At 50.4% G+C, this 22,892-nt stretch carries 19 protein-coding genes; all 19 read right to left on the minus strand.

Translation table 11 applies throughout. The features are described 5' to 3' along the window. Positions 1 to 6: 6 nt before the first annotated feature. The 19 genes from PG862_RS00345 to PG862_RS00435 all read right to left on the minus strand — a co-directional run bounded on the left by PG862_RS00345 (position 7) and on the right by PG862_RS00435 (position 22,875). Positions 7 to 900: a LicD family protein gene (locus PG862_RS00345; RefSeq protein ID WP_118469173.1), complete on the minus strand. Its 894-nt coding sequence runs from the start codon at positions 898 to 900 to the stop codon at positions 7 to 9. 121 nt (positions 901 to 1,021) lie between these two features. Further along, a complete protein-coding gene (rfbH, locus tag PG862_RS00350) occupies positions 1,022 to 2,377 on the minus strand; it encodes a lipopolysaccharide biosynthesis protein RfbH (protein ID WP_270706172.1) in 1,356 nt (451 codons plus the stop codon). A 94-nt stretch (positions 2,378 to 2,471) separates the two neighbouring features. Continuing rightward, on the minus strand, positions 2,472 to 3,536 hold the full coding sequence (gene rfbG / locus PG862_RS00355; RefSeq protein WP_270706174.1) for a CDP-glucose 4,6-dehydratase: 1,065 nt from the start codon (positions 3,534 to 3,536) through the stop codon (positions 2,472 to 2,474). 406 nt (positions 3,537 to 3,942) lie between these two features. Then, complete coding sequence (gene rfbF, locus PG862_RS00360; RefSeq protein WP_022360069.1) at positions 3,943 to 4,716, minus strand: glucose-1-phosphate cytidylyltransferase; 774 nt, start codon at positions 4,714 to 4,716, stop codon at positions 3,943 to 3,945. A 26-nt stretch (positions 4,717 to 4,742) separates the two neighbouring features. After that, on the minus strand, positions 4,743 to 6,206 hold the full coding sequence (locus PG862_RS00365) for a hypothetical protein (protein ID WP_270706176.1): 1,464 nt from the start codon (positions 6,204 to 6,206) through the stop codon (positions 4,743 to 4,745). Beyond that, the gene (locus tag PG862_RS00370) at positions 6,203 to 7,138 is read right to left on the minus strand and encodes a glycosyltransferase family 2 protein (RefSeq protein ID WP_022360066.1); all 936 of its coding nucleotides are present in this window, start codon (positions 7,136 to 7,138) and stop codon (positions 6,203 to 6,205) included. The genes PG862_RS00365 and PG862_RS00370 overlap by 4 nt, the downstream gene beginning before the upstream one ends. Positions 7,139 to 7,154: 16 nt before the next feature. Beyond that, positions 7,155 to 9,344, minus strand: a complete 2,190-nt coding sequence (locus tag PG862_RS00375; protein WP_270706178.1) for a hypothetical protein — start codon at positions 9,342 to 9,344, stop codon at positions 7,155 to 7,157. Positions 9,345 to 9,422: 78 nt separating this feature from the next. Beyond that, on the minus strand, positions 9,423 to 10,058 hold the full coding sequence (locus PG862_RS00380) for a D-sedoheptulose-7-phosphate isomerase (RefSeq protein WP_270487409.1): 636 nt from the start codon (positions 10,056 to 10,058) through the stop codon (positions 9,423 to 9,425). Between the two features lie 34 nt (positions 10,059 to 10,092). Then, on the minus strand, positions 10,093 to 12,672 hold the full coding sequence (locus PG862_RS00385) for a potassium transporter KefB (RefSeq protein WP_270706180.1): 2,580 nt from the start codon (positions 12,670 to 12,672) through the stop codon (positions 10,093 to 10,095). A gap of 59 nt (positions 12,673 to 12,731) precedes the next feature. Beyond that, a complete protein-coding gene (locus tag PG862_RS00390; protein ID WP_022360062.1) occupies positions 12,732 to 13,349 on the minus strand; it encodes a D-glycero-alpha-D-manno-heptose-1,7-bisphosphate 7-phosphatase in 618 nt (205 codons plus the stop codon). Then, a complete protein-coding gene (locus PG862_RS00395; RefSeq protein WP_118469188.1) occupies positions 13,342 to 14,412 on the minus strand; it encodes a GHMP family kinase ATP-binding protein in 1,071 nt (356 codons plus the stop codon). The genes PG862_RS00390 and PG862_RS00395 overlap by 8 nt, the downstream gene beginning before the upstream one ends. Beyond that, entirely contained in the window at positions 14,406 to 15,113 is a 708-nt protein-coding gene (locus tag PG862_RS00400) for a nucleotidyltransferase family protein (protein WP_118522165.1), read from the minus strand. Before PG862_RS00400 ends, PG862_RS00395 begins: the two co-directional genes overlap by 7 nt. Positions 15,114 to 15,433: 320 nt before the next feature. Continuing rightward, positions 15,434 to 16,498, minus strand: a complete 1,065-nt coding sequence (locus PG862_RS00405; protein WP_270706181.1) for a glutamate cyclase domain-containing protein — start codon at positions 16,496 to 16,498, stop codon at positions 15,434 to 15,436. 24 nt (positions 16,499 to 16,522) lie between these two features. Continuing rightward, positions 16,523 to 17,956 carry an aldehyde dehydrogenase family protein gene (locus tag PG862_RS00410; protein WP_182427282.1) on the minus strand — a complete coding sequence of 478 codons (1,434 nt, stop codon included), beginning with the start codon at positions 17,954 to 17,956 and terminating at the stop codon, positions 16,523 to 16,525. A 43-nt stretch (positions 17,957 to 17,999) separates the two neighbouring features. Then, entirely contained in the window at positions 18,000 to 18,947 is a 948-nt protein-coding gene (locus PG862_RS00415; protein ID WP_118522168.1) for a transketolase family protein, read from the minus strand. Between the two features lie 2 nt (positions 18,948 to 18,949). Further along, complete coding sequence (locus PG862_RS00420) at positions 18,950 to 19,807, minus strand: transketolase (RefSeq protein WP_118522169.1); 858 nt, start codon at positions 19,805 to 19,807, stop codon at positions 18,950 to 18,952. A 16-nt stretch (positions 19,808 to 19,823) separates the two neighbouring features. Beyond that, complete coding sequence (locus PG862_RS00425) at positions 19,824 to 20,594, minus strand: aspartate dehydrogenase domain-containing protein (RefSeq protein ID WP_118522170.1); 771 nt, start codon at positions 20,592 to 20,594, stop codon at positions 19,824 to 19,826. A 21-nt stretch (positions 20,595 to 20,615) separates the two neighbouring features. After that, a complete protein-coding gene (locus PG862_RS00430; RefSeq protein ID WP_118629163.1) occupies positions 20,616 to 21,725 on the minus strand; it encodes a D-TA family PLP-dependent enzyme in 1,110 nt (369 codons plus the stop codon). Positions 21,726 to 21,822: 97 nt separating this feature from the next. Further along, entirely contained in the window at positions 21,823 to 22,875 is a 1,053-nt protein-coding gene (locus PG862_RS00435; RefSeq protein ID WP_118629161.1) for a zinc-dependent alcohol dehydrogenase, read from the minus strand. Between the last annotated feature and the right edge of the window lie 17 nt (positions 22,876 to 22,892).

Below are 22,892 nucleotides of genomic sequence, written 5' to 3' on the forward strand. Positions count from 1 at the left end.
TTTCAATTAAGCATCCGGGTCATCCAAAATTTCGATCGCTATCGAAGAATGTGCCGGAACCCGTTTTTCCACCGGCGGCAGCGTCATATAGTCGCCGTAAATCCACTCCAGCACATGCTCATAGCCCACCGGCACCATCAGCTTTGTGTCCTCAAACGGCAGATCCACCGCGTGCTCGCACCATGCGCCCTCCAGCGTTACATAGAGATAATCCGGCTGGTAATTGCTGTAATACCAGTGTTTCGTTTTCTTTTTGCGATCCTTCGCCGCTGCAAGTCTCTGCAGCTTAAATAAAACCGGCATCGGGACAAGGTGTCCCACACCTGCCAGCACACCAACCCGCAGCTTATCCATCAGGCTGTATTTGCTGAAATCAATCTGATCACGGTGTGCGATCGCCATTCCATAAATAACCTTCTGAAGAAATTTTGCGCTCCACGCGCCCACCTTACTATCCGGCAGGCGGTCAAGGACGAACAGATCCACCCAGAGATGGTTTAATTTTCCCTCATAAAACTGCATCTGCTCATTGTCCTCATGGACGCGGCTGTTGTCATAGATGACGCGCGTTGTAAAATCATAAAACACCTTGCCACCCCGGATCTCCTCCGGGCGCAGCAGGGACATTCCCTCCGGCAGCTCCCGCGGCGCTACCTTCAAAAACATCTCATAATTGGCACGTGTAAATGCCAGATCGACATCATCATCCCACGGGATAAATCCCTCATGGCGCACTGCGCCCAAAAGTGTCCCGGAATCCAGCATATAGGAAATCTTGTATTTCCGGCAGATCCGGTCTATCTCCTTCAAAAGGCGCAGATTCGCCCGGTGAACCTTCTCAAGCCCCGGATACGGCGGCAGTTTGACCGCCCTGCGGCTCTCTGATTTTTCCTCATTCATGATGGTTGTCCCCTCATTTTCTCCTGTAACTGTTCATTCTCTGTCACAGCTGCTCATTTTCACAGGCATTTTCTTACAGGCAGAGTATCTCCCCGCCTGTGAATTGCCGCGGTCCCCGTCCCTACTGACGGCATGCCTCACGAAGTGTCTTTGCCATATAATCAATCATTTCATCTGTCATGCCCGGATAAACGCCGACCCAGAAGGTATCGCGCATGATACGGTCGGTATTTTCCAGAGTTCCGGCTACGCGGTAGCCGCAGTTTTCTTTCCGCATCTCATCAAAGCACGGATGCTTGATCAGGTTTCCGGCAAAGAGCATACGCGTCTGCACGCCCTTTTCCTCGACATATTTGACTACCTTGTTCCGATCCACGCCCTCTTGGCAGGTCAGAAGGAAACCAAACCAGCTCGGCTCGGAATGCTCACAGGCAACCGGCAGGATATATGCGTCCTCGGTTCCGGCAAGTCCCGTTTTCAGACGGGCGAAATTGTGTTTTCTGCGCTCCACGAAGGATGGAAACTTTTCAAGCTGCGCGCAGCCGATCGACGCCTGCAGGTCGGTCGCCTTTAAATTATATCCAAAATGGGAGTATACATATTTATGGTCGTAGCCAAGCGGCAGCTCACCATACTGGCGGTCAAATCGGTGACCGCAGAGGTTATCGCAGCCGGACGGGCAGACACAGTCGCGTCCCCAGTCGCGGAAGGAACGGATAATCTTGTTTAAAAGCGGATTGTCCGTGTACACGGCGCCGCCCTCGCCCATCGTCATGTGGTGCGGCGGATAAAAGCTGGACGTTCCGATATCTCCGATCGTACCGGTAAAATGCCACTCGCCGTTCAGCTCATAGCGGCTTCCGAGGGCATCACAGTTGTCCTCCACCAGCCACAGGTTATGACGGTCACAGAATTCTTTTACCTTCTGTAAATCAAACGGATTTCCCAGTGTGTGGGCGATCATAACCGCTTTCGTCTTCTCTGAAAGCGCCGCCTCCAGCTTATCGGCGTCGATGTTGTATTGTGGAATCGTCACATCCACAAACACTGGAACTGCGCCATACTGGATCGCCGGGGTTACCGTCGTCGGGAAACCTGCCGCAACCGTGATAATCTCATCGCCGCGGCACACCCGGCGCTCTCCCAGCAATGGGGAAGTCAGCGCCATAAATGCGATCAGGTTCGCGGAGGAACCGGAGTTTACAAGGGAACAGTATTTGACGCCCAGGTAGTTCGCAAGCCCCGCCTCAAACTGATCGGTGTAACGTCCGGAGGTCAGCCAGAACTCCAGCGCACTGTCTACCAGATTGACCATCTCATGGTTATCGTAAACACGGGACGCATACGGAATCCGCTGTCCCTCGGTAAATTCTTTTTTCTGATTATGATATTTATCACAATACTCTGCCACCAGATCGAGAATCTGCTGACGCGCAGCCTCTTTTCCGTCCGACAGGGTTACTTTTTCTTCTGACATGTTTCTCCTCCTGCTTTTGCTACCGTTCTCTGCCGCAGCCGTATCAGCTCTGCCTGCTGCCAGACACACCTTTCGTGCAGCCGCCTGCATCTATCTATTTTTCTTCAAACCGAGCCGCATACGCCCGGATCTGCTCATCCGTCACCTCGCGCATATCCGCTCCGGCAAGCCACTTCTTCGACCATTCCACCGTCGCAGCCATCGCCTCTTCTACATGGAAGTGCGGCTTCCAGCCAAATACCTTTTTCACTTTGGAACAATCCAGTTTCAGAAAATTCGCCTCATGCGGACCTCCGTCATAGCGGTTGATCCAATGCATCCCGCCGCCCCATGTTTCACAGAACAGATCCGCCAGACGTCCTGTATTGACGCAGTCACAGTCATCCGGTCCGACGTTGTAGCAGCCCGCCAGCTCCGCATTTTCCCACTGCGCCTTTGCCACCGTCAGATACAAAAACAGCGGCTCTAACACATGCTGGAACGGGCGCGTCGAATGCGGATTCCGCACGATGATCGGCTCTTTCTTTTCCGCTGCACGCACGCAATCCGGCACGATCCGGTCCGCCGCAAAATCACCGCCGCCGATCACATTGCCAGCACGGCAGGTTGAGACGGCGCAGCGGCCGTCCGTGAAGAACGACTGCTTATAGCTGTGTGTCACCAGCTCCGAACAGGATTTACTATTGGAATACGGATCATAGCCGTCCAGCGGGTCATTTTCGCGGTAACCGTACTCCCATTCCTTATTTTCATAAACCTTGTCCGTCGTCACATTGACGAGAGAGCGGACGGATTCACACTGTCTGGCGCATTCCAGCACATGAACCGTACCCATGACATTCGCCGCATACGTGCCGACCGGATCCCGGTACGACTCGCGCACGATCGGCTGCGCTGCCAGGTGGAGTACAATCTCTGGCTTCGTCTCATCAAACACCTGTTTTAGATGGGCAAAATCGCGCACATCCCCATCCACATGGTGAATCGTCTCCCCCAGATGCAGGATCTCAAACATCGACGGCTCGGTCGGCGCTTTCAGCGCATAGCCGGTCACCTCCGCCCCCGCCAGATGGAGAATGCGGACCAGCCAGCTTCCCTTAAAGCCTGTGTCACCAGTCACAAGAACCCGTTTTCCTTTATAAAAATCAAAAAGTTCCATGGTTTTCCTCTTTTTAATTATTTCGTGTTCGTTCGTTAATGGCGCAAGAAAAGAATATGTCTGCTTCGCAGCCGCATTCTTTTCTTCTGCGCTCATTATATCACGATTCGCATCTTCGATGCTTACCGCTGCTGACGCAGCTATCGTGATCGCCATTCGCCGTTCGCCATAAATCTGCAAGCAGCTTTCTGGCTCACTTGCGCTCATTATATCATACTTTCTTACAGGATTTGTGTATATTCCTTGAATTTTCCCTTACAGTATATTATTGTTACTGTTCACGGGTAGGCACTTTTGGAACCGAAAGTGCCGTAAGAAAACGTGGTGGCAGCAGGAATTTGCCGTATTTAAATGCGAAGCCACGGCAAATTCCGTTACTGGGCACGTATGCGTGTACAGTAACATATTATTTCCACAGCTTCCAGGGTGCATTTCCTTCCTGCCACATCTGTTCCAGCTGCATCTTGTCACGCTGGGTATCCATACATTTCCAGAAACCGTCGTGGCGGTATACCATCAGCTGTCCGTCCTTGGCAAGCTGCTCCAACGGCGCTTTCTCAAAGACGGTATCATCGCCCTCGATATAGTCAAAGACGCCCGGTTCGAGTACCATGAAGCCGCCGTTGACGATCTTGCCGTCATCATCGTTCTTCTCACGGAACTCGCGGATGTGTCCGTCGCTGTCAACATCCATGACACCGAAACGCTGTCCGATGTTGACGCCGGTCAGGGTCGCGATCTTGCCATGCTGCTTGTGGAATGCCACCAGCGCGTCCAGATCCACGTTGGAAACGCCGTCGCCGTAGGTCAGCATGAACGTCTCATCCCCAATGTAATCGCGGATACGTTTGATACGACCGCCCGTCATCGTGTGCAGTCCGGTATCGACCAGCGTCACGCGCCACGGCTCGGAATAGTTGTTATGCACCTGCATCTCGTTCTTCGCCAGATCGAAGGTCACATCCGACGTATGCAGGAAATAATCAGCAAAATACTCTTTTACTACATACTGTTTGTAGCCCAGGCAGATCACAAAATCATTGAACCCATACTGGGAATAGTGCTTCATGATATGCCAGAGAATCGGCTGTTCTCCGATCTCGATCATTGGCTTTGGTTTTAAATGGCTTTCCTCGCTGATTCGTGTGCCGAATCCACCCGCTAATATTACAACTTTCATTGCACTTCTCCTTCTGTCCATCGTTTTTATCGAAATATATTCAAATGGTTTTCTTCCAAAATTCTCATCGCCTCCCGCACTGCATCCGGGTCGTTATGCAGGTAGGTTTCCAGATCCTCATCGCTCGCCGTCCGGTAATTCCGTCCCAGCTCCCTTGATACCTGTAAATATGCTTTCCGGTACGGCGCTGTCCGGATTTCTGCCCGGGTTGTCCATGCATTTCCAAAGACCGTCAGCACGGTAAATGCCAGCATACAGACCTTTAAAGGTGTGCGGGCTGCCCGTTTCTCCGGTGCGCGTGTTTTCGCCTTATCTGCCTCTGTTTCCTGCGCCTTTTCCCGGCACATACTCCAGACGAGTGCAAACGTAAGCAGAATTCCTACAATTCCCATCTGATACTGTATCTCGTACCGCGAGGACATCCCGTACTCGTCCTTCAGGAAAATCCACCGCGCCGCCAGCACCAGCAGATGGTTACAGCCGCCGCTGAGAACCAGCAGAAGCGGAAAAATAGTCTTTTTATAAAGCTGAAACCGCACATTCAGATACAGTGCCAGCAGATACGAAACAAACACTGCCAGCCCCAGCAGATACACCAGATGCAGCCGGACAAACCAGGGGCTTCCTGCCTCCAGCTCCTGAATCTGCGCCACGCCGATCACCGACGATGCCACCGCTTTCAGCAGAAACCGCAGGAAAAAGAGCGGCTGGGCGGCAAATTCCTGAGCGATTGAAACATCAGTCACTGCTCCACGGTGCACGTAAACTGCCTGTGAATTGCTCCAAAGATATAATACCATCGCAAGAACCGTTGTCAATGCCCCGATGCACCAGGTTCTCCGGCACTTTCGGCTCCAGGAGCGGCTGCTTGTTTCAGCACCCCCGCGCCGATCCGCCAGCCACAGTGCGCCGTATGCCAGCACCAGAATCACCGCATAGCCGCCGCTGTACGGTCCTGCCACCAGCACGACCAGCAGGATCGGCAGAATTGCCAGAAGCACCCGGTCAGACATATTCCGGCACCGGGTCGCCGCTGCATGGTCAAGGACTGCAAAATGGAATAAAAATCCGGAGATCGACAGAGTGCAGACCCAGCCGGTCCCGTTCGTCATCATTTCCCATTTATTCAGACTGAAATATACAAACTGAATCAACAGGAAGGAAAGATAGCCGACCGAGCGGTTCCGCTCTGCGTAGAGCGCCAGCACCGCCGCGCCCGCCCCCAGGCTCAAAACACCCAGAATCATATCAAAATACGTATTATAGCCAAATAGTTTCACATTGATAATGCGCCCCAGATACGTGATCGGAACGCGCGTCAGGATATCCGGTACAAAGAATTTCGCCGGATTTGTCACATCCGGCAGATACGAATTGATCAGCCGGATATAATCCGAATACGCCACATTGTCCGAGGCATGAAATATATACCAGATATAAAACAAAATCCCCAAAATAACCGGAAGCCCTAAAAATACACGGCGTTTCATCCGTTTCTCCTCTTTAAAATGCTCAGCTGGTTCAAGTAAAGTTCAAATAACTGACGGTGTTTCTTCGTAATAACCTCCAGAATCACACCACTGATCCACAACAGGAACGAAATCACATAGAGTCCGGAACACGCGATCAGGGTCGGGAACTTCGGCACCATGCCGGTTGCCAGATAGCCGCTGAGCACCGGCGCGAAAAATGCCGTTGCAATCGCAAAACAAATGAGTCCCAGCCATCCAAAGAACGCAAATGGCTTGTAATCCCGGAAGAGTCTCGCGATCGTGCGTAGCACCTTAAATCCATCCGAAAACGTATTTAACTTTGACACACTTCCCTCCGGGCGGTCACGGTATCCAACCGGGATCTCCACCAGCTTAAAGTTCTTGTCCAGCGCATGGATGCTCATCTCCGTCTCAATCTCAAATCCGGTCGAAAGAATCGGGAAGCTCTTGACAAATTCATAGTTAAATGCGCGCGCGCCTGTCATGATATCCTTGATATTGCTCTTGAAAATCAGGTTGATAAGCCCACGCACCAGACGATTTCCCGTATTGTGGAACGGACGCTTATTTTCGGTAAAATACGTCGAAGAAAGGCGGTCGCCGATGACCATATCCGCTTTTCCCTGTAAAATCTGGTCTGCCAGCTTTCTCGCGTCCTCCGCCGGGTAGGTGTCATCGCCGTCCGTCATGACATAGCACTCCGCGTCAATGTCGCGGAACATGCTGCGGATGACATTTCCCTTGCCCTGCTGGTATTCATAGCGCACAACCGCGCCTGCCTCCCTGGCAATCTCATCCGTGTGATCCGATGAATTATTGTCATATACGTAGATCGTTGCCTCCGGCAATGCCTCGCGGTAGTCCTTGACCACCTTGGCAATCGTCTGACCTTCATTATAACACGGAATTAATACCGCTATCTTGTCCATTTTTCTCCTCCCGTTTTCACTCTTCCACCATTCCGGCGGACCATTCCGGATTGATCACAACAGCCCGTTTTGTCTCAGCTGTACTTACCAATTCCAATTTTATCTCTCTCTGAAGCCCTGTCAGATCAAGCTGTACTTCCATCGGTTCATATTCCTTCTGTCCCGCCTGGATCACAGCAGCCGTCCGGCTGTTTGTCCCATCCGAGGCAATGATTTCCACTTCAAATGGCTGCTTCAGCACCCAGTAGTCCGGATCACACAGAACCGCCCGGATAGTCGGATGATCGTCCCCGCTGGTATTCTCCCAGCGCCATTCTGGTACTTCTTTTTCCGGTTCCTGTGCATCCATGAAAATCTCCTGTGTGCGGTACCAGCAGTTTTCGCGTCCATGCGCCATCTCAAGCCCTGCCAGTGTAAAGGACTGGCTACCCTGCAGGATTGTTTCCTGATACTCCATATCATGCACGTACCATCCCGCCTCATTCATCCATTCCAGATAGCTTTCCAACGTCTCAAGTCCCTGCGGGATCATGTCATAGACGCCCTCGCCTGCCTCCATCGCCGCCTCGATTTCATCGATATAGGCGTCTTTCTGCTCCGAAAGCTCATTGACGATCGAATACCGGTTCCAGACCGGCACATCTTCGCCCGCAAGCCGCGCATAACTTCCCACATCCGACCAGGTCAGGAAAATGCGGTCAATCTTGGAACGTTCTTCCGGTGTAAACAGCTGATGATCGTGAAATACGTAAGGCAGGTTGCTGCGGATACTCTCACGGCTCACCGCCCGCATCGCCCATTCCCCGCCGTTCCAGACACAGGTGTAGGCATTGTAAGCGCGCCCGGCGTAAACAACTATAAACATAATCGCAAATACAACGCCGCCTGTCAGCCTGGGAGAAATGGAAGCCATTCCCTGCAGCACCAGGCACCCGCAAAGCATTCCGGCAAATAAGATTCCGCCCATAAAATAGCGGCTGTGTCCCGTCGTTGCCGCCCAGAGAATAAAGGATGTGGCATACAGCAGAAATAGGGTTCCCGTCCTGCTGCTGACCCGCTTCCAAATCCAGCAGAGCCCGGCTCCCGCCGCTCCCAGATACATCAGCGCCAGATCCAGGTTGTATTTCGCCGGGATCTCACTCAGGCGGTAATCTGGATGCCGGATCATCGAATATGCCCACAAAAGAAATTCTTTTATATTGCTGGGTCCCCATCTCGGGTCCTTAAAGTCCGTTTCCCCAAAATACGGCGAATGAAACAGGCTGTTATAATAAGGATAAACTGGATTTTTCATCGCTATCCCATTGTAAATCAGGTACACGCTGACGGGAATCACCCCCGTCACCAGACACCCCAGAAACAGCTTCGGTGTCAGATACTTCCGGATTTTCCACAGATACAGAAGCACCAGCGGCACCAGATACACGATATTCGTCATCTTGAGGCAGAACAGGATTCCACCAAACAGGCAGAATAAAACCGCCTCGTGCTCCCGCTTCGCCTCATCCAGCCCGCGCAGAAGCAGAAATACCATTTCCAGCAGAAATGGTAGCGCCAGAAGCTCGACCATGTAGCTGCCGCTCTCCTGAATCAACTCCAGGCGGCTGACAATCAGAAATGCCAGTACCGGCGCAAGATGCTTCGACCAGCTGCATTTTTTTTCCAGCCGGTCTGCCTCCATGCTCAGGAACACCGTTACCTGACGATAAATCACAAGCATCGCCAGTGCGTTTAACATTGTCCCCATCCGAAGCCCAAAAAGCGCCCTGAATGGATAAAACATCCGGTCGCCCAGCCGGAAACCGAACATCTGGAACCGTCCCGGTATCACATGATAATGAAGGTTGTCCACAAATCCGGGTATCTGCGACAGCAGGTGATAGTTCTGCGTATCATAGCTCTGATCCGGGGCAAATCCCTTGACCGAAAAGAACGCCAAGATGAACAAGCTTCCCACTATAAAAAGCGGACTCACTCCCGCATGGTCCCATTCAAATCTTCCGATTGCCACCATGACAGCGCCACATAAAACGAGCGCTGCCGCCCGCGACAAAACCGTTCCCTGTGGTACATGTAAAAGCCATGCCAGAAGATCCAGCACTTCCAGCCACCAGATAAAAAGCGTATAGGCAAGCAGCACTGCAAAGCTGCGGGTACTGACTCTCCATTTCGCCGTTTTGTCTGCCGGCCTGTTTCCAAATAACATACTTTTCCCTTGTAATCATCCAGTTTTCTTCATGAACCTGCTGAATCATTACTTCCTTTCCATGAAACAAAATATATCCTAAAAGAAATACTCCTCCAGCATCAGGCACAGTGCATGGTACACCGGAAGATGCAGCTCCTGAATCTTAAATGTCTCCTGCTCCGGCACGACAATCGCAGTGTCGCTGTACCCACGGATCCGCCCGCCGTCGCGTCCCAGAAGCCCGATAACCTTAAGCCCCTTTGCCTTTGCCGTCACGGCTGCATACAGGACATTTTTTGAATTGCCCGAGGTTGAGATTCCGAGGAACACATCCCCCTCTTTTCCATATCCAAGCACCTGTTCCGCATAAGTCATGCTGCCGTCCACATCATTCATAAATGCGGTGGTCAGTCCTGCATGGCCGGTCAGCGCGATCGCCGGAAGTCCCTGCTGCAGCTTTTCGGAAAGTTCCGCTCCCATCTGTGGATCCACCGTTTTCAGTGCCTTTTCTATCTCTTCCGAAACTGGGCGTTTCTTCACAAACCCCTTCATCAGCTCGCCCACGATGTGCTCCGAATCCGCACAGCTTCCGCCATTTCCGGCAATCAGAAGTTTTCCGCCGCGCTCATAGCACTCTTTCATCGTCTCATACGCAGTGCGAATATCCGCTTTCACCGGTGCAAGAACCGGATAGCGGCTGATCAGCTCGTCTAGGTACTCGTATTCCTTCATGATTTCTATTTCCTCCTGTCAGTTTTTTCGATGTCTATTGAGCTTCTGCATCATAAAATAAATACTCCTGCTCAAACATTTCCAGATTGTTCTGCGCTTCTTCCTCCGGCACCGCTGTGTCGGATACCCGCGCAAGCATATTTCCATTTTCAAAAAACAGATCGGTCAGGCTGCCTCTGCGGATCAGCTCCCGCAGAAGATCCAGACTCCACTCCCAGCTTCCCGGTCCCAGATAGCCTGCTTCCGCGTAGACATAATCTGTCTTCGCATACGCCATATAGGTTTCAAACGCCTCCGGCGAGTTGACGAGTTCGACGTTGCCCCACGGCGATGTAATATCCTTATACGACTCCACATTGCACGGAAACTGCAAACAGTACGGATGCGTTCCAAATGCGATCACCCGGTTTTCCGGATCCTGCGATACTTCCTGCCAGATCAGCGTGTTTCCCTTTTCCTCCATCCGCGCCTGTTCCTGCGCCCGGTGATTGACACGCCCTTTATTCAGAAGATGAATCTCCGAAAATCCAGCCGTCCACGCCCAGCTGCTGATCGCCGTGACAATCAGATTTAATACCAGCAACGGCGTCAGGCACTTCGACGCGAGCGGATAAAAGCCGATTTTCTTAAAATACACCATCGCCCGGCATGCCCCCAGAATCAGCATAGAATACAGAAGCATGAAATAATTTCCGTCGATCTGGTAAAGCATCGACAGGCTGATCAGGCTGACGATCACAAATGGGAAGAAAATCACCAATGCCGCGTTCCAGATATGGGACTGCTCATCTCCCTTTTTGGAGAAAATCCCATAAAGCACCAGCATCACAATCAGCACCGCCATCAGCGAGGTTCCCCACGCCAGAATTACATGCCCCATATCTTCACCCTGCGGCTGCATCAGAATCTGCCAGATGCGCCGCGCCAGCACATGAAGCGTTGATTCCTCCTGATAATTCTGCGGCAGCTCCGAGGTAGCAAATGGGTATTTCATTTTAAAACCAAACAATGCAAAAATCGAAGTAAACACCGAAGTGACCGGCATTCCCGTGATCTTCATCGTCCGCGCCCAGATACCGGCCAATGCCCCAAACGGCAGACATAATGAGACAATCAGGCGGACCATATGGTGAAACAGGTCAGCCGCCGCCCCGCGCTCATGAAACCAGAACCATAGAAGGTACAGCCCCATCATGCCAAATACGGCAGTGGAAAAGACCAGAGAGGTCGGCTTCATCGTGAGGGACAGGAAATAGGAACCGGCTGCCCCGGAGAGGAATATCCAATGATTTTCATACACATGAATATACTGAAAGAAACATCCCAGCATAATAAGCTGCAGCAGCCACGTAATCAAATCCGCCTTGGCTGTGAGCGCCATATTCATGATGCCCGGCACCGAAACCGTCAAAACAGCTGCCATAATTCCCGGCAAGACGCTGTGATACGTTAGTTTCTTTTCTGTCTCCTGCTTTCGATTGCCCGTCAGCAGCACCGCATTCCAGACCATCGCCCCGATTCCCAGAACTGCCAGCCAGAGGTTAAAGAACGTCAGGTAGCTGTGACTCGCCAGATCGCAGAGCGGCAGAGTCAGCACCTCAAAGCCCTTCGAATACACATAGACCATGCCGACCAGCCCCGGATTCTCATACAGCCCGGTTCCGCCTGCCACAATGTACTGGGAGCGAACGCCATACCAAAGTGTATCAAAATCGAGTGCGATATTCAGGCGTCCCACCTGAATCAGGAACATCAGGGCACACCAGCCAGCCGCCAGCATCCATGCCCGGCGCACCCGGCGCGGTATTTCCCTCGATCCCCCGCTGTCAGCCGGTTTGTTACTGTTCACGCATACGTGCCCAGTAACGGAATTTGCCGTGGCTTCGCATTTAAATACGGCAAATTCCTGCTGCCACCACGTTTTCTTACGGCACTTTCGGTTCCAAAAGTGCCTACCTGTGAACAGTAACGCCTGTTTCCCTGTCTCAATCACCTGAACCGACACCTTGTCCCTGCCATCCAGCATCCAGGAAAGCGTCTGCCATCCCATGATGCACTGGCAGGAAATCGAGGAAAAATCAAAGCCCAGCGCCGCCACACCCAGAGCATAGACGCTCAGACGCATCCAGGCGATTTTTCCAAGGCCAAGGGCAGAAAGTAGGCAATACACAACGATTGCAAAGGAGGCGCCAAAAAGGAAGTCCATATAAAAAGAAAAATAAGGCCGCTCCCAGACCGTTCCCCTGAAAAACACCCGTTTTCTCAAAAACCGCCCGATCGCCAACAGGCTAATCAGATACACCGCCGACACCACCATCGGCAGAAATACCACATGAATCCAGGAAAACACCAGCACAACCGCCGTCAGCCAGTACATCCGGCTGCGTCCGCGCTTCAAAAGCGCCAGCCCCCCAAAGATCAAGACTGCCAGAATCGCAATCTCCACATACATCCGTTTCGATTCCGTAAAATGAATGTAATCTGCAAAAAAACCATTTCCCGTAAACAGCGTTTTCGCCGGAATCAGAACCGCCGCCACACAGAACAGCGCCAGAAAAAGACCAGCCATGCGCACGGCTGCGTCTGGTCGTCCGTTTTGTCTCTGATTCTGCATGTCGATGGTTCCTCTCTTTCTAGTTTATGTACTCCCGGAATCTTTTTGTGAGCCGCATTCTATATACGCCCGCCTAAAATCCCGCGCACCGCATCCAGCAGCGTCTCCGCATACGCATCATAACCGCCCGCCGGACAGCTTCCGTCCTCTTTTATAAGTCCAGCCGCCCTATCTTCCGCGTGTTCTTTTGCCCCATAGCCAGTTCCGACAAGGACTCCGGTCACGCCAAAGTTTTTTCCTGCCTGCGCGTCGATGCGCTTGTCCCCGATCATATAGGAATGCACCTTATCAATGCCCTCCGGCAGATCGCGCTCTGCCATCTCAAACATTCCCGTCTCCGGCTTGCGGCAATGGCATTTTTTCTTATAAAGTCCAATCCCATGCTCCGGGTGGTGCGGGCAATAGTAGAACGCATCTACGTGTGCTCCGTCACGCTCCAGCACCTCATTCATATAATCATGAAGGATTTTTACATCCGCCTCGGTATAGTAACCTCTCGCCACGCCCGCCTGGTTGGTAATGACGATCACCTTATATCCGGCCTCGTTCAGGAGACGGACTGCCTCTGCGGTACCGTCAATCAGCTTCAAATCTTCTTTTCGGTGAAGATAATTGACCTCCACGTTCATCGTGCCATCACGGTCGAGGAATACTACTTTACAGCTATTTTTACACATGGAATGTATACTCCTTATCCGGCATCTGCACCTGAATATCGCGGTAGTCCCAGCGGTCCTCATCGCAGATCCAGCTCTGAGCGCCGCGCAGTTCGAAATTCCAATCCATCAGCTGTCCGCCTGCCGCTTCCAGACGGCGCGCCACCTGATGTTTAACGTTGTATGGGCAGTACACAAGCAGGAAGCCGCCGCCGCCAGCACCTAAAAGCTTTCCGCCGAGGGCGCCCGCTTTTTTCGCCTCGTCATAGAGCATATCAATCTGCGGATTTGTGATCTTGCTGCTCATCCGCTTCTTGCTCTCCCAGCCGTAATCCAGGAGGCGGCCAAAATTGTGGAGATTTCCCTTTAAAAGCTCGTCCTTCATCGCATAGGAAAGCGCCTTTACCTCGCACATCGCCTGAAATGCGTCTGGTTTCTTATAGTTGCTTACCTGATCCTTGATAATATTCGCGGATACATGGATATTGCCCGTGTAGCATAACAACAGGTTATACTGCAGCTCATTGATAATATCGCGGCGGATGCGGAGCGGGTTTACCACGACGTTGTTGCGTCCGTGAAATTCGATAAAGTTAAAGCCGCCGAAGGTCGCCGCATACTGATCCTGATAACCGCCGGAAATCCCCAGATCGATCCGCTCCACGCCGTAAGCCAGATCCGCCATCGCATAATTATCCAGCGTGATTCCTTTCCAGCGCGCCATCGCGGTCAGAAGACTTACCATGACGGTCGAGGAGGTTCCAAGTCCCGAACCAGCCGGAGCATCACACTGTAAATAAACCTCGCATCCCTGCTTGATATCCATCGCCCGCAGCGCTGCCGTGACAAGATCCAGCCGTCCATCGCAGACGTAATTTTCCTTCGCATTGTACTTGACTGTCATATCAAAATCCAGGGAATGAACCGTGATCTGGTCATCATCCCTCGGAATGATCGAACAATATGCATATTTATTGATAGTACTTCCGATAATGGCACCGCCCTGTTCTACACAGAATGGTTCTACATCCGTACCGCCGCCGCCAAAGCTCACGCGCAGCGGCGCTCTTCCTCTGATTACCATGTAATGTCTCCTTTTCTTACATCCTCCTGGAACCGGAAATAATCCTCCGGCACACCGATATCAATAAAATAGCCATCATTTACGATGCCGCCGAGACGTCTTCCCTCCTGCATCCACCTGGGGATGCACTCATTTTCCAGCGAAACTTTTCCCTCCGGAATCTCGTCCAGCAGCGCCCGCTTCATCAGGTACACACCGCCGTTGATCGTGCCCGCCCCAGTATTGCCGTTTTTCTCATTAAAAGCGGTCAGCAGCCCGTCGGTCAGGCGCGCCGCCCCATAACGGGAAATATCCGGCACACCGCGCAGAACCAGCGCCATCTCCAGATTTTTTTCCTGCTGAATCCGGCTCAAATCGCCGAAATCCATCTGATAAAATGTATCGCCATTCAGGACAAAAAACTGCTCGTCCGTCACATATTTCCCGGCATTCTTGATCGCGCCCGCCGTGCCGAGCAGCTCTTCCTCATACGCATACCGCGCCCGGATGCCAAACCGCGCTCCGTCTCCAAAATATTCTTCCACCATGCCGCCCTTATAACCGACGGCAAAAATAATATCATCAATTCCGCTTTTTTTCAGCCCCTGAAGCACATACTCCAGAAACGGCTTACCTTCAACCAGCGCCATCGGTTTCGGACGATCGCTTACCACACTGCGAAGCCGCGTCCCCAGTCCGCCAGCCAGAATGATTGCCTGCATACTGTACTTCCTTTCTGTCTGTTGTTTTTCGTTTAATTATCTCTACTTCTATTCTTAAACTTTAACGTTTAATTTTGATCGCATTCCGACTAGATTATTCCTTGTTTTCACTTCTGGTATCTAAGCCGTTCGTCAACAGCTGGTAAACCCAGTTTAACTTATATATTCTACCACAGTTTACTCGCGATTTCTACCGCCAGAACACCTTTTTAACCTTATCCTCTCTATATAACAAAAAATACAGCCGGTTTGGGGAAACCGACTGCATTTTTGTTTGTATCAATGGGGATTGATCATATTTAGTTGCAATGTGATTCGTTCTATTCTGCCGGGAATCTCTTGATTCCCATTGTAACAATCTCCCTAAAGAGACGTATAATTGCCAGATGTACCGATTCCGGGCATCCGTCTACGCTCGGTGCAACTCTGGAACCAATCGAATCATGGAATTCAACGCGCCAGCAGCTGTCCAGCACTCTCTTTTCTATCTCCTCGCTGCACATGGCGTCCAGATTTCCTTCTGCCAGTCCAAGCAGGCAGGCAATTCCATAACCAGCCCAGTTTGAGATAGCCGCCGAAAGCAGAACATCCACCTTTGCTACATCCAGTGCAATGCCGGAATGACACGGGCATTTACACATATTTCCGTTCTTTACCTTTTCTCGCACTGTTTTTTCAATATTTGCCATGCCAATCTCATTACCGCCATCGCCGATACCGATTGTCGCGATCCCGCGTTCACCGGCGCCGGTAAAGAGATAATCCATCTTCGCCTGGCTGGCAGAGAAGTCAAAGCCTCCCATTCCGTGGATCCTGCCATGCTTATTCATACCTCCACGTTCAATCGCCAGACAAAGGGATGGTTTATAGTGCTCCAGCAGTTCTTCGGAACGAACCCGGCAGGCTTCCTGATCAATCGGCATACCAATTACCGCAATCGTAGGAACCATTTCAAATCCCAATTCATCCGAAAGAGATGTTGAAAGTTTTTCCGGCTCTGTAATTGAAAAACCACAGCTTGACATAACCTTCTTCATATCTTCTACCAGATAATCATCTGTAATGACAATCGGCAGACCTTTTAATGTCAAGCGGATAGCTCTTGCAAGAGCCGCCGTACCTGGCGGTCCATCCGTCTCACTCTTCGTCGGGATATTGGCTGGCTGATCCGCCCATCCGGTTGTGATAAACACATAATCGCCGGGCTTAATCGACTTTTGCATTAATTCTACCGCCGCCAGCGTCATAGGCTTTCCATTTAAAAGCTCTCTGGCTGCATCAAACAGCACCTGTGCCGTACCACGCGCACCAATATCCACATTCATCAGCCGGTCGATTGACTCTGCTACATTTGCAAGACCGACATCTGAAATTAATTTGCGCATTTTCTCTCCTCCTTCTTTTGTTATTTATGGATGCATACTCAATCTCTTCAGACTGAAATACTCCTCAAGACCCCAACCGGAAGCGTCGCATCCGACGCCGGATTCACGAACCCCGCAATGCGGAAGCATCGGTCCGGTACTAAATCCATTTACATACAATTCTCCAAATTCCAAAACTTCATATGCTCTGGCAATCGCCCTTGCATCATGTCCGAATAAATAAGAAGTCAGTCCGGCTTCCGTATCATTCGCTTTTTTCAATACATCCTCAAAATCTGTATACGGGCGTACTGAAATAACCGGTCCAAAAATTTCTTCTCTGGATATCTTCATATCCTCATTCACATCTGCTACGACTGTCGGACTGATATAAGCGCCCTTTTCAAAGCCTGCAGGAACATCTCCGCCACAAAGTACCTTTGCGCCGCGCGCTTTTGCATCTGCGATTAAATCCAGTACCCGATCCCGCTCGCGGAAACTGATCATCGGTCCCATGACCATTTCCCCGTCGTCACGTCCCGCTCCAATCGTTACTTTTTTCAGGCGATCCAATACTTTCTGGCAGAACTCCTCATAACGTTTTTCATGTACATAAATACGGTTATAACCGATACAGGTCTGTCCGGTATTGCACACCTGGCTTTTTACAATCAGATCCGCTGCCAGATCCACATCTGCATCTTCCATCAAAATCGCCGGTGCATTGCCTCCCAGCTCAAGTGAATATGTTTTAACTGAAGACGAGCCTTGCGCCATAACCTGGCGGCCTGTTTCCGTCGAACCGATTAAGGTAATCATTTTCGGAATCCGGCTCTTATTCAATACATCTCCAAGTTCTCCCGCCGGACCTGAAATAATATTCACCACGCCAGCTGGAAGCCCGATCCGATGCAGAATCTCCCCCAGATAAAGGGTTGCCAGCGGTGTCTGGCTGGATGGTTTTAAAACGCAGCAGCAGCCAGAAGCGATTGTCGGCCCAATTTTAAGCGCTGCATTTCCAAGTGGATAATTCCATGCAAGATGTCCTACCACAACGCCAAGCGGGCGGCGATCCACCAGATGATAGAAATTTCCCCGGCGGCCTGCGTTATCTGAAAACGTAGTACCTGTCACCCTGCGGATCTCTTCTGCGAAAAACCGAAGACTGGAAATCCCCCAATCAAAATCATAGCATGCTTCCGCATATGGTTTGCCGGATTCCTGTGATAACAAATCTACAATGTATTCCCGCTCTGACAAAAGTTCTTTCGTATACTTTCTCAGCCATTCCACACGCTCATCCAGCGGCGTCCAGGACCATGTCGAAAATGCTTTTTTAGCCGCCTCCAGCGCTTCTTCTGCCTGTGCCCCGGTAGCTGCCTTAAACGATTCGAAATCGGTGCCGTTTGCCGGGTTCATAACGCGGAGCATTGTCCCCTTTCCTTCCACCAGTTCTCCACCAATATACTGTTTAAACATCTGTTTCCCCACTCCTTCCCTCATGAAACAAAATCATGACCGCTTAAAAGAGGCTGCGAATATAATTCTGGACGCTCTCTTTGTCATAACCATACTTTTTATAAAGTTCCTTTGCATCTCCAAACCCCGGATATACCTGCGGGATTCCAAAACGCTTAAAGGATTCAAGTGCGATACAGTTATCCGTAAGCACATCGCTGACTGCACTGCTCAGACCATTGTTCATCAAATGATCCTCCCAAGTGATAATTCTTCCTGTTTCCTCTGCTGCCCTGATAACCGCTTCCCGATCCAGCGGTTTCACTGTAAACATATCCAGCACACGGACACTGATTCCCTCTTTTTTTAATTCCTTTGAAATCTTGATCGCTTCTGCTACCATCTCTCCACAGGCAATAATGGTAATATCCGAGCCCTCGCATGCGGTATATGCCTTTCCGATTTCAAACTGAGCATCTTCCGGATATAAAACCGCATTGTTTTTGCCCGGATCCATGCGGATTGCCATCGGTCCTGCCCAATCCACGCTCTTTAAAATTATCTGACGGAGCTGCTCCGGATCAGCCGGTGCGCACACTGTCATATTTACCAGAGATGAAAATAATGCCATATCTTCCATTGCATAATGGGTAGAACCGCCGTTACCTGTCAACCCCGAGTAATTTGCAATAATACGAACCGGGAGATTCTGATAACACAGATCCGTGCGGACCTGTTCCAGATCCCGCATACTCATAAACGGCATCATACCGATAATAAACGGAATGCTTCCTTCCAGTGCCAGACCGGCAGAAACTCCCACTACACACTGCTCTGCAATTCCCGTATCGATAAATCTGCCCGAATAAGCTGCCTTAAAATCTGCACACCCCCAGCCAATATCCGGTGTCAGAAGCCAGATACGGTCATCTGTTTTTGCCAATTCTGTAATCGCATCTCCAACTACCGTCCGCCCAGAATTGAATTTTTCCAGTGTATACGATTCCTGCATAACTATCCCTCCATTTCCCGGGCAAGCCCTGCATCCAGATCCGCCAGTGCCCGTTTTAAATCTTCTTCATTCAGGCTTCCACAATGCCACTTAATCTGTTTTTCCATAAAGGAAACTCCATGACCTTTTACTGTGTTTGCCACAATTACCGTCGGTACCTTGCTATCCGGTGCCGGTAATTGATCCAGTGCATCCACAACTGCGTTCATATCATTTCCATCGATCTCTACTACATTCCAGCCAAAAGCTCTCCATTTGTCTGCATATGGCTCCAACTTTACTGAGTCTTCACTAAAGCTGGTCATCAGCTGACGGTTCCGATCCACAATCGCTATCAAGTTTCCAAGTTCCTGTGCGTGACCATTAATTGCTGCCTCCCAAACAGAACCTTCGCAGGTTTCTCCGTCTCCCATCATGCAGAATACCCGGTGTTTTTCTCCTTTATAACGCGCATGGGCTGCCATTCCGACACAGATAGCCAGTCCGTGCCCCAGGGAACCGGTTGACGCCTCTACGCCTGGAAGACGCACTTTACACGGATGCTGTCCATATGCACTATCCAGTTTTCCGTACGTCCTTACTATCTCGTCATAGTCAAAAAATCCACGCAGCGCCATGGTTATGTACATACATACCGCGCCATGTCCTTTGCTCAAAATAAACCGATCCCGCTCCGGCATCCGGATATTATTCGGATCAATCTTCATTGTATGGTGGAACAGACAGGTCAGAATATCTGCCATCGACATATCCCCGCCCATATGAATGTTTCCCTGATAACTGCCACAAAGCTTGCAGAGTTTAGTCCGAAGCTGGTACGCCATTTCTTCCAGGCGTCTTACTTCCTGTTTATCTGCCATATCCTTCTCCTCCTTTTTACGAAATTGTCAATCCGTTCTCTCCGCCTATCACACGTTTCAATGTAAAAAAAGCAGATAATGGTGTATATGCCCCTGTCACCAGTCCTTTCGGAATGCTGCATACTTCAATATCAAACTGAACTCCATCTGCGGTCACTTCGATTTTATGGGTATTTCCCTTTACATCCGGATCCGCCACAATTCTGGAGCGCGTCTTGTCAAATCCAAGCCCCGCAATCGCAATTCCAGCATGCACATTTACATTGCGCGGGAACTTCTTACAAGCTTCTCTGGTGCTTCCTTCAAAAAGAACTGTTTTCTCTGTTACGCTGCTCCCCAGATTCGCCGGTTTTTTTGTTGTTGTGATGCATACCTCTTCCAGTACTTCCCTGCCGTCAAAAATGCCATCATATCCAAGCACAGCGCCATGCGGAATATAGATCTTTCTTCCCCATTCACTGCAGAGGTGCTTCGCCAGTTTTTCAAACTTTTCTTCTGCAAATGCACAGGATGAAAATGTCATCATATCCGCATATGGCAGAATTAACGGTGCAAGCTGCTGTACCGCCTGATAAGTAGCTGCTTCTACTACCAGATCCACGGAAAGCTCCTTCATTTTTTCTACCAGCTGCTCCGGTGTACTGATCACAAGTTCTGGCGGAAGACTGGCTGTCGCCTCTGGGTTCATATCATATATGAACCCAAGCTTCACATCGCCAAGCTCACCTAAACGTTCTTTTATATACCGGCCAATCAGGCCAAATCCTATCAGTCCTATCGTCTTCATAACAATTTCCTCCCACTCTGCCTAATACGTCAACATTCTAACCCTTGCTACCGTCTCCCATTCATCTACAATCTTTCCGTTTTCTGCCACAAGAATCGATGGATATAAAACCGTAGTCGGGCAAATATGGCTTGGTATCACATATAAAATGTCGCCAATCTGAGGGCGTTCCGCCTCATGGCCTTCCTCCATCTTCCAGAGCCAGTGTTCCTCACTCTGGAACATTGCTTTCGCCGCCACTCCTACCAGTTCGCCCCGAACCGGCTGGTCACAGGAAATTCCTTTGCTTCCCAGATCCAGTGTAAATGTATTTGATGCCGGATGACTGACAACCCGCGTCATAATCGCTCCCGCTTCCCAGAGCTTCAAATCCGGGGCATCTTTTCCGTATCTGGCATCCATGACAAAGGAAGTTCCCGGAGAAAGGAAATAATCGCTTACCTTTGCATGGCACGGAAATGACGGTGTTCCGCCTACAATCACTGTATCGCAGACAATTCCGCGTCCGAGAATATCTTGACGGACCTCTTCAATCTTCCGATCCATCTCATCTACCGCTTTCTGTCGTTCTTCCACATCCACCTGATGGTTATGTCCGTCATAACAGTGAAGTCCACGCATCTGAAGATTCGGCAGACGACTGCATCTCTCATAATAATCGGCTGTTTCAGACAGCAAAACTCCTGTCCGATCCTGTCCCACATTGACATCCAGAAGAACCGGAATTGTAATACCTTTTTCCCTCGCCGCTGCCGAAAGTTGAAGAAGCGTATCGTAGTCATCTCCAAGCGCCCAGAACTGGGTACCCGGCATTCCGAGCGTCAGGTCAATAAACCGTTCGATATTCGGTCCTACCAGCGCATAGGCAACCAATACATTTTCTGCCCCTACCGACGCTGCCATCTCTGCCTCGGAAATAGTAGCGCACATAAAATGTGTAAATCCCATCTCCATCTGCATCTTAACCAGTTCTCTGGTTTTATGTGTTTTTACATGATACCAGAGCCGGTTTGCTCCCCCCGCCAGTTCAATGGTTCTCTGTGTATTCTTCACAATCGCATCTCTATAATAAATCAACGCCGGGCTTACAATCTTTTCTTCACCCTTTACATGATAATTTTCCAATTTCATATTCATCACTCCTGCTCTGAACGCCTATTTTTTTAAGTATTTTCATTTTGGCAGAGAGGCAGCTGTTCCAGCCTCTCTGCCCATTTTTCTTTATTTCTTATTCTTCTGGAATGACACAAACTTTAATGCACTGACCGCTGCGTGCCAGATCAAGTGCCTCGCCGTAACGGGACAGCGGGAATGTATGTGTTACAATCTTTTCCAGCGGAAGCACACCGCTTTCGATGATACGGGCTGTCTTTTCCATGTAATATTTTCCAAGGAATACGCCATGAATTTCTACTTCTTTTTTCAGAACCTCTCCAACCTTGATCGGAGCTAATGCAGTCTCATCATGTCCGCACTGAAGCACTTTTCCTCTCGGGCGTACACAGTCGATACAATCCATCAACATTGCGGCAACCGCTTCAATACAATGATCGACACCTTCACCGTTTGTTTCTTCCATGCACACCTGTTTGATATCCTCAACATTCGGATCCACAACTCTGGTTGCACCTAATTCCAGCGCCTTATTTCTGCGGTACTCGATCGGCTCAGAAAGAATAATCTTTCTTGCTCCGCTTGCCTTCGCCAGTGCCAGATAAAGCTGTCCAATCGGACCGCCACCCAGGATGCAGACGGTATCTCCCACATGGATATTCAGCTTTTCAAGGGAATATCCACAGCATGCCAGCGGCTCTGCCAGCGCCATCAGTTCTGCCGGTGTATCAGCTGCGATTTTATACGCAAACTTTTCCGGAACCAGTGTATAGCTGGTTAATCCGCCATCCTTAAATACGCCCATCGCATTCGCCTGGCCTTCCAGTCCCGGCTCATCCAGATACAGATTCTTACACATTTCCGGAAGTCCGGCACGGCAGGCATCACAGTAACCACACGGTCCATGCGGGTCTACGATTACTTTATCGCCCGGTTTTAAGCTTGTAACCGCTTCTCCTACCTCTACAACCTGTCCGCAAAATTCATGTCCAAAGATAATTCCCGGACGGGACGGATGTTTCTGCGGAGTTGCAAAAATGTTAATATCTGTACCACAGATACACACTCCCAGCACTTTGATCATCACATCATCTGCTTTTTTGATGATTGGTTTCGGTCTATCTTCAATCGCAAATTTTCCAGGTCCTTTATAGATAATTGACTGCATATGCTCCTGCCTCCTTT

Source organism: Clostridium fessum (assembly GCF_027698965.1).
GTDB lineage: Bacteria > Bacillota > Clostridia > Lachnospirales > Lachnospiraceae > Otoolea > Otoolea fessa.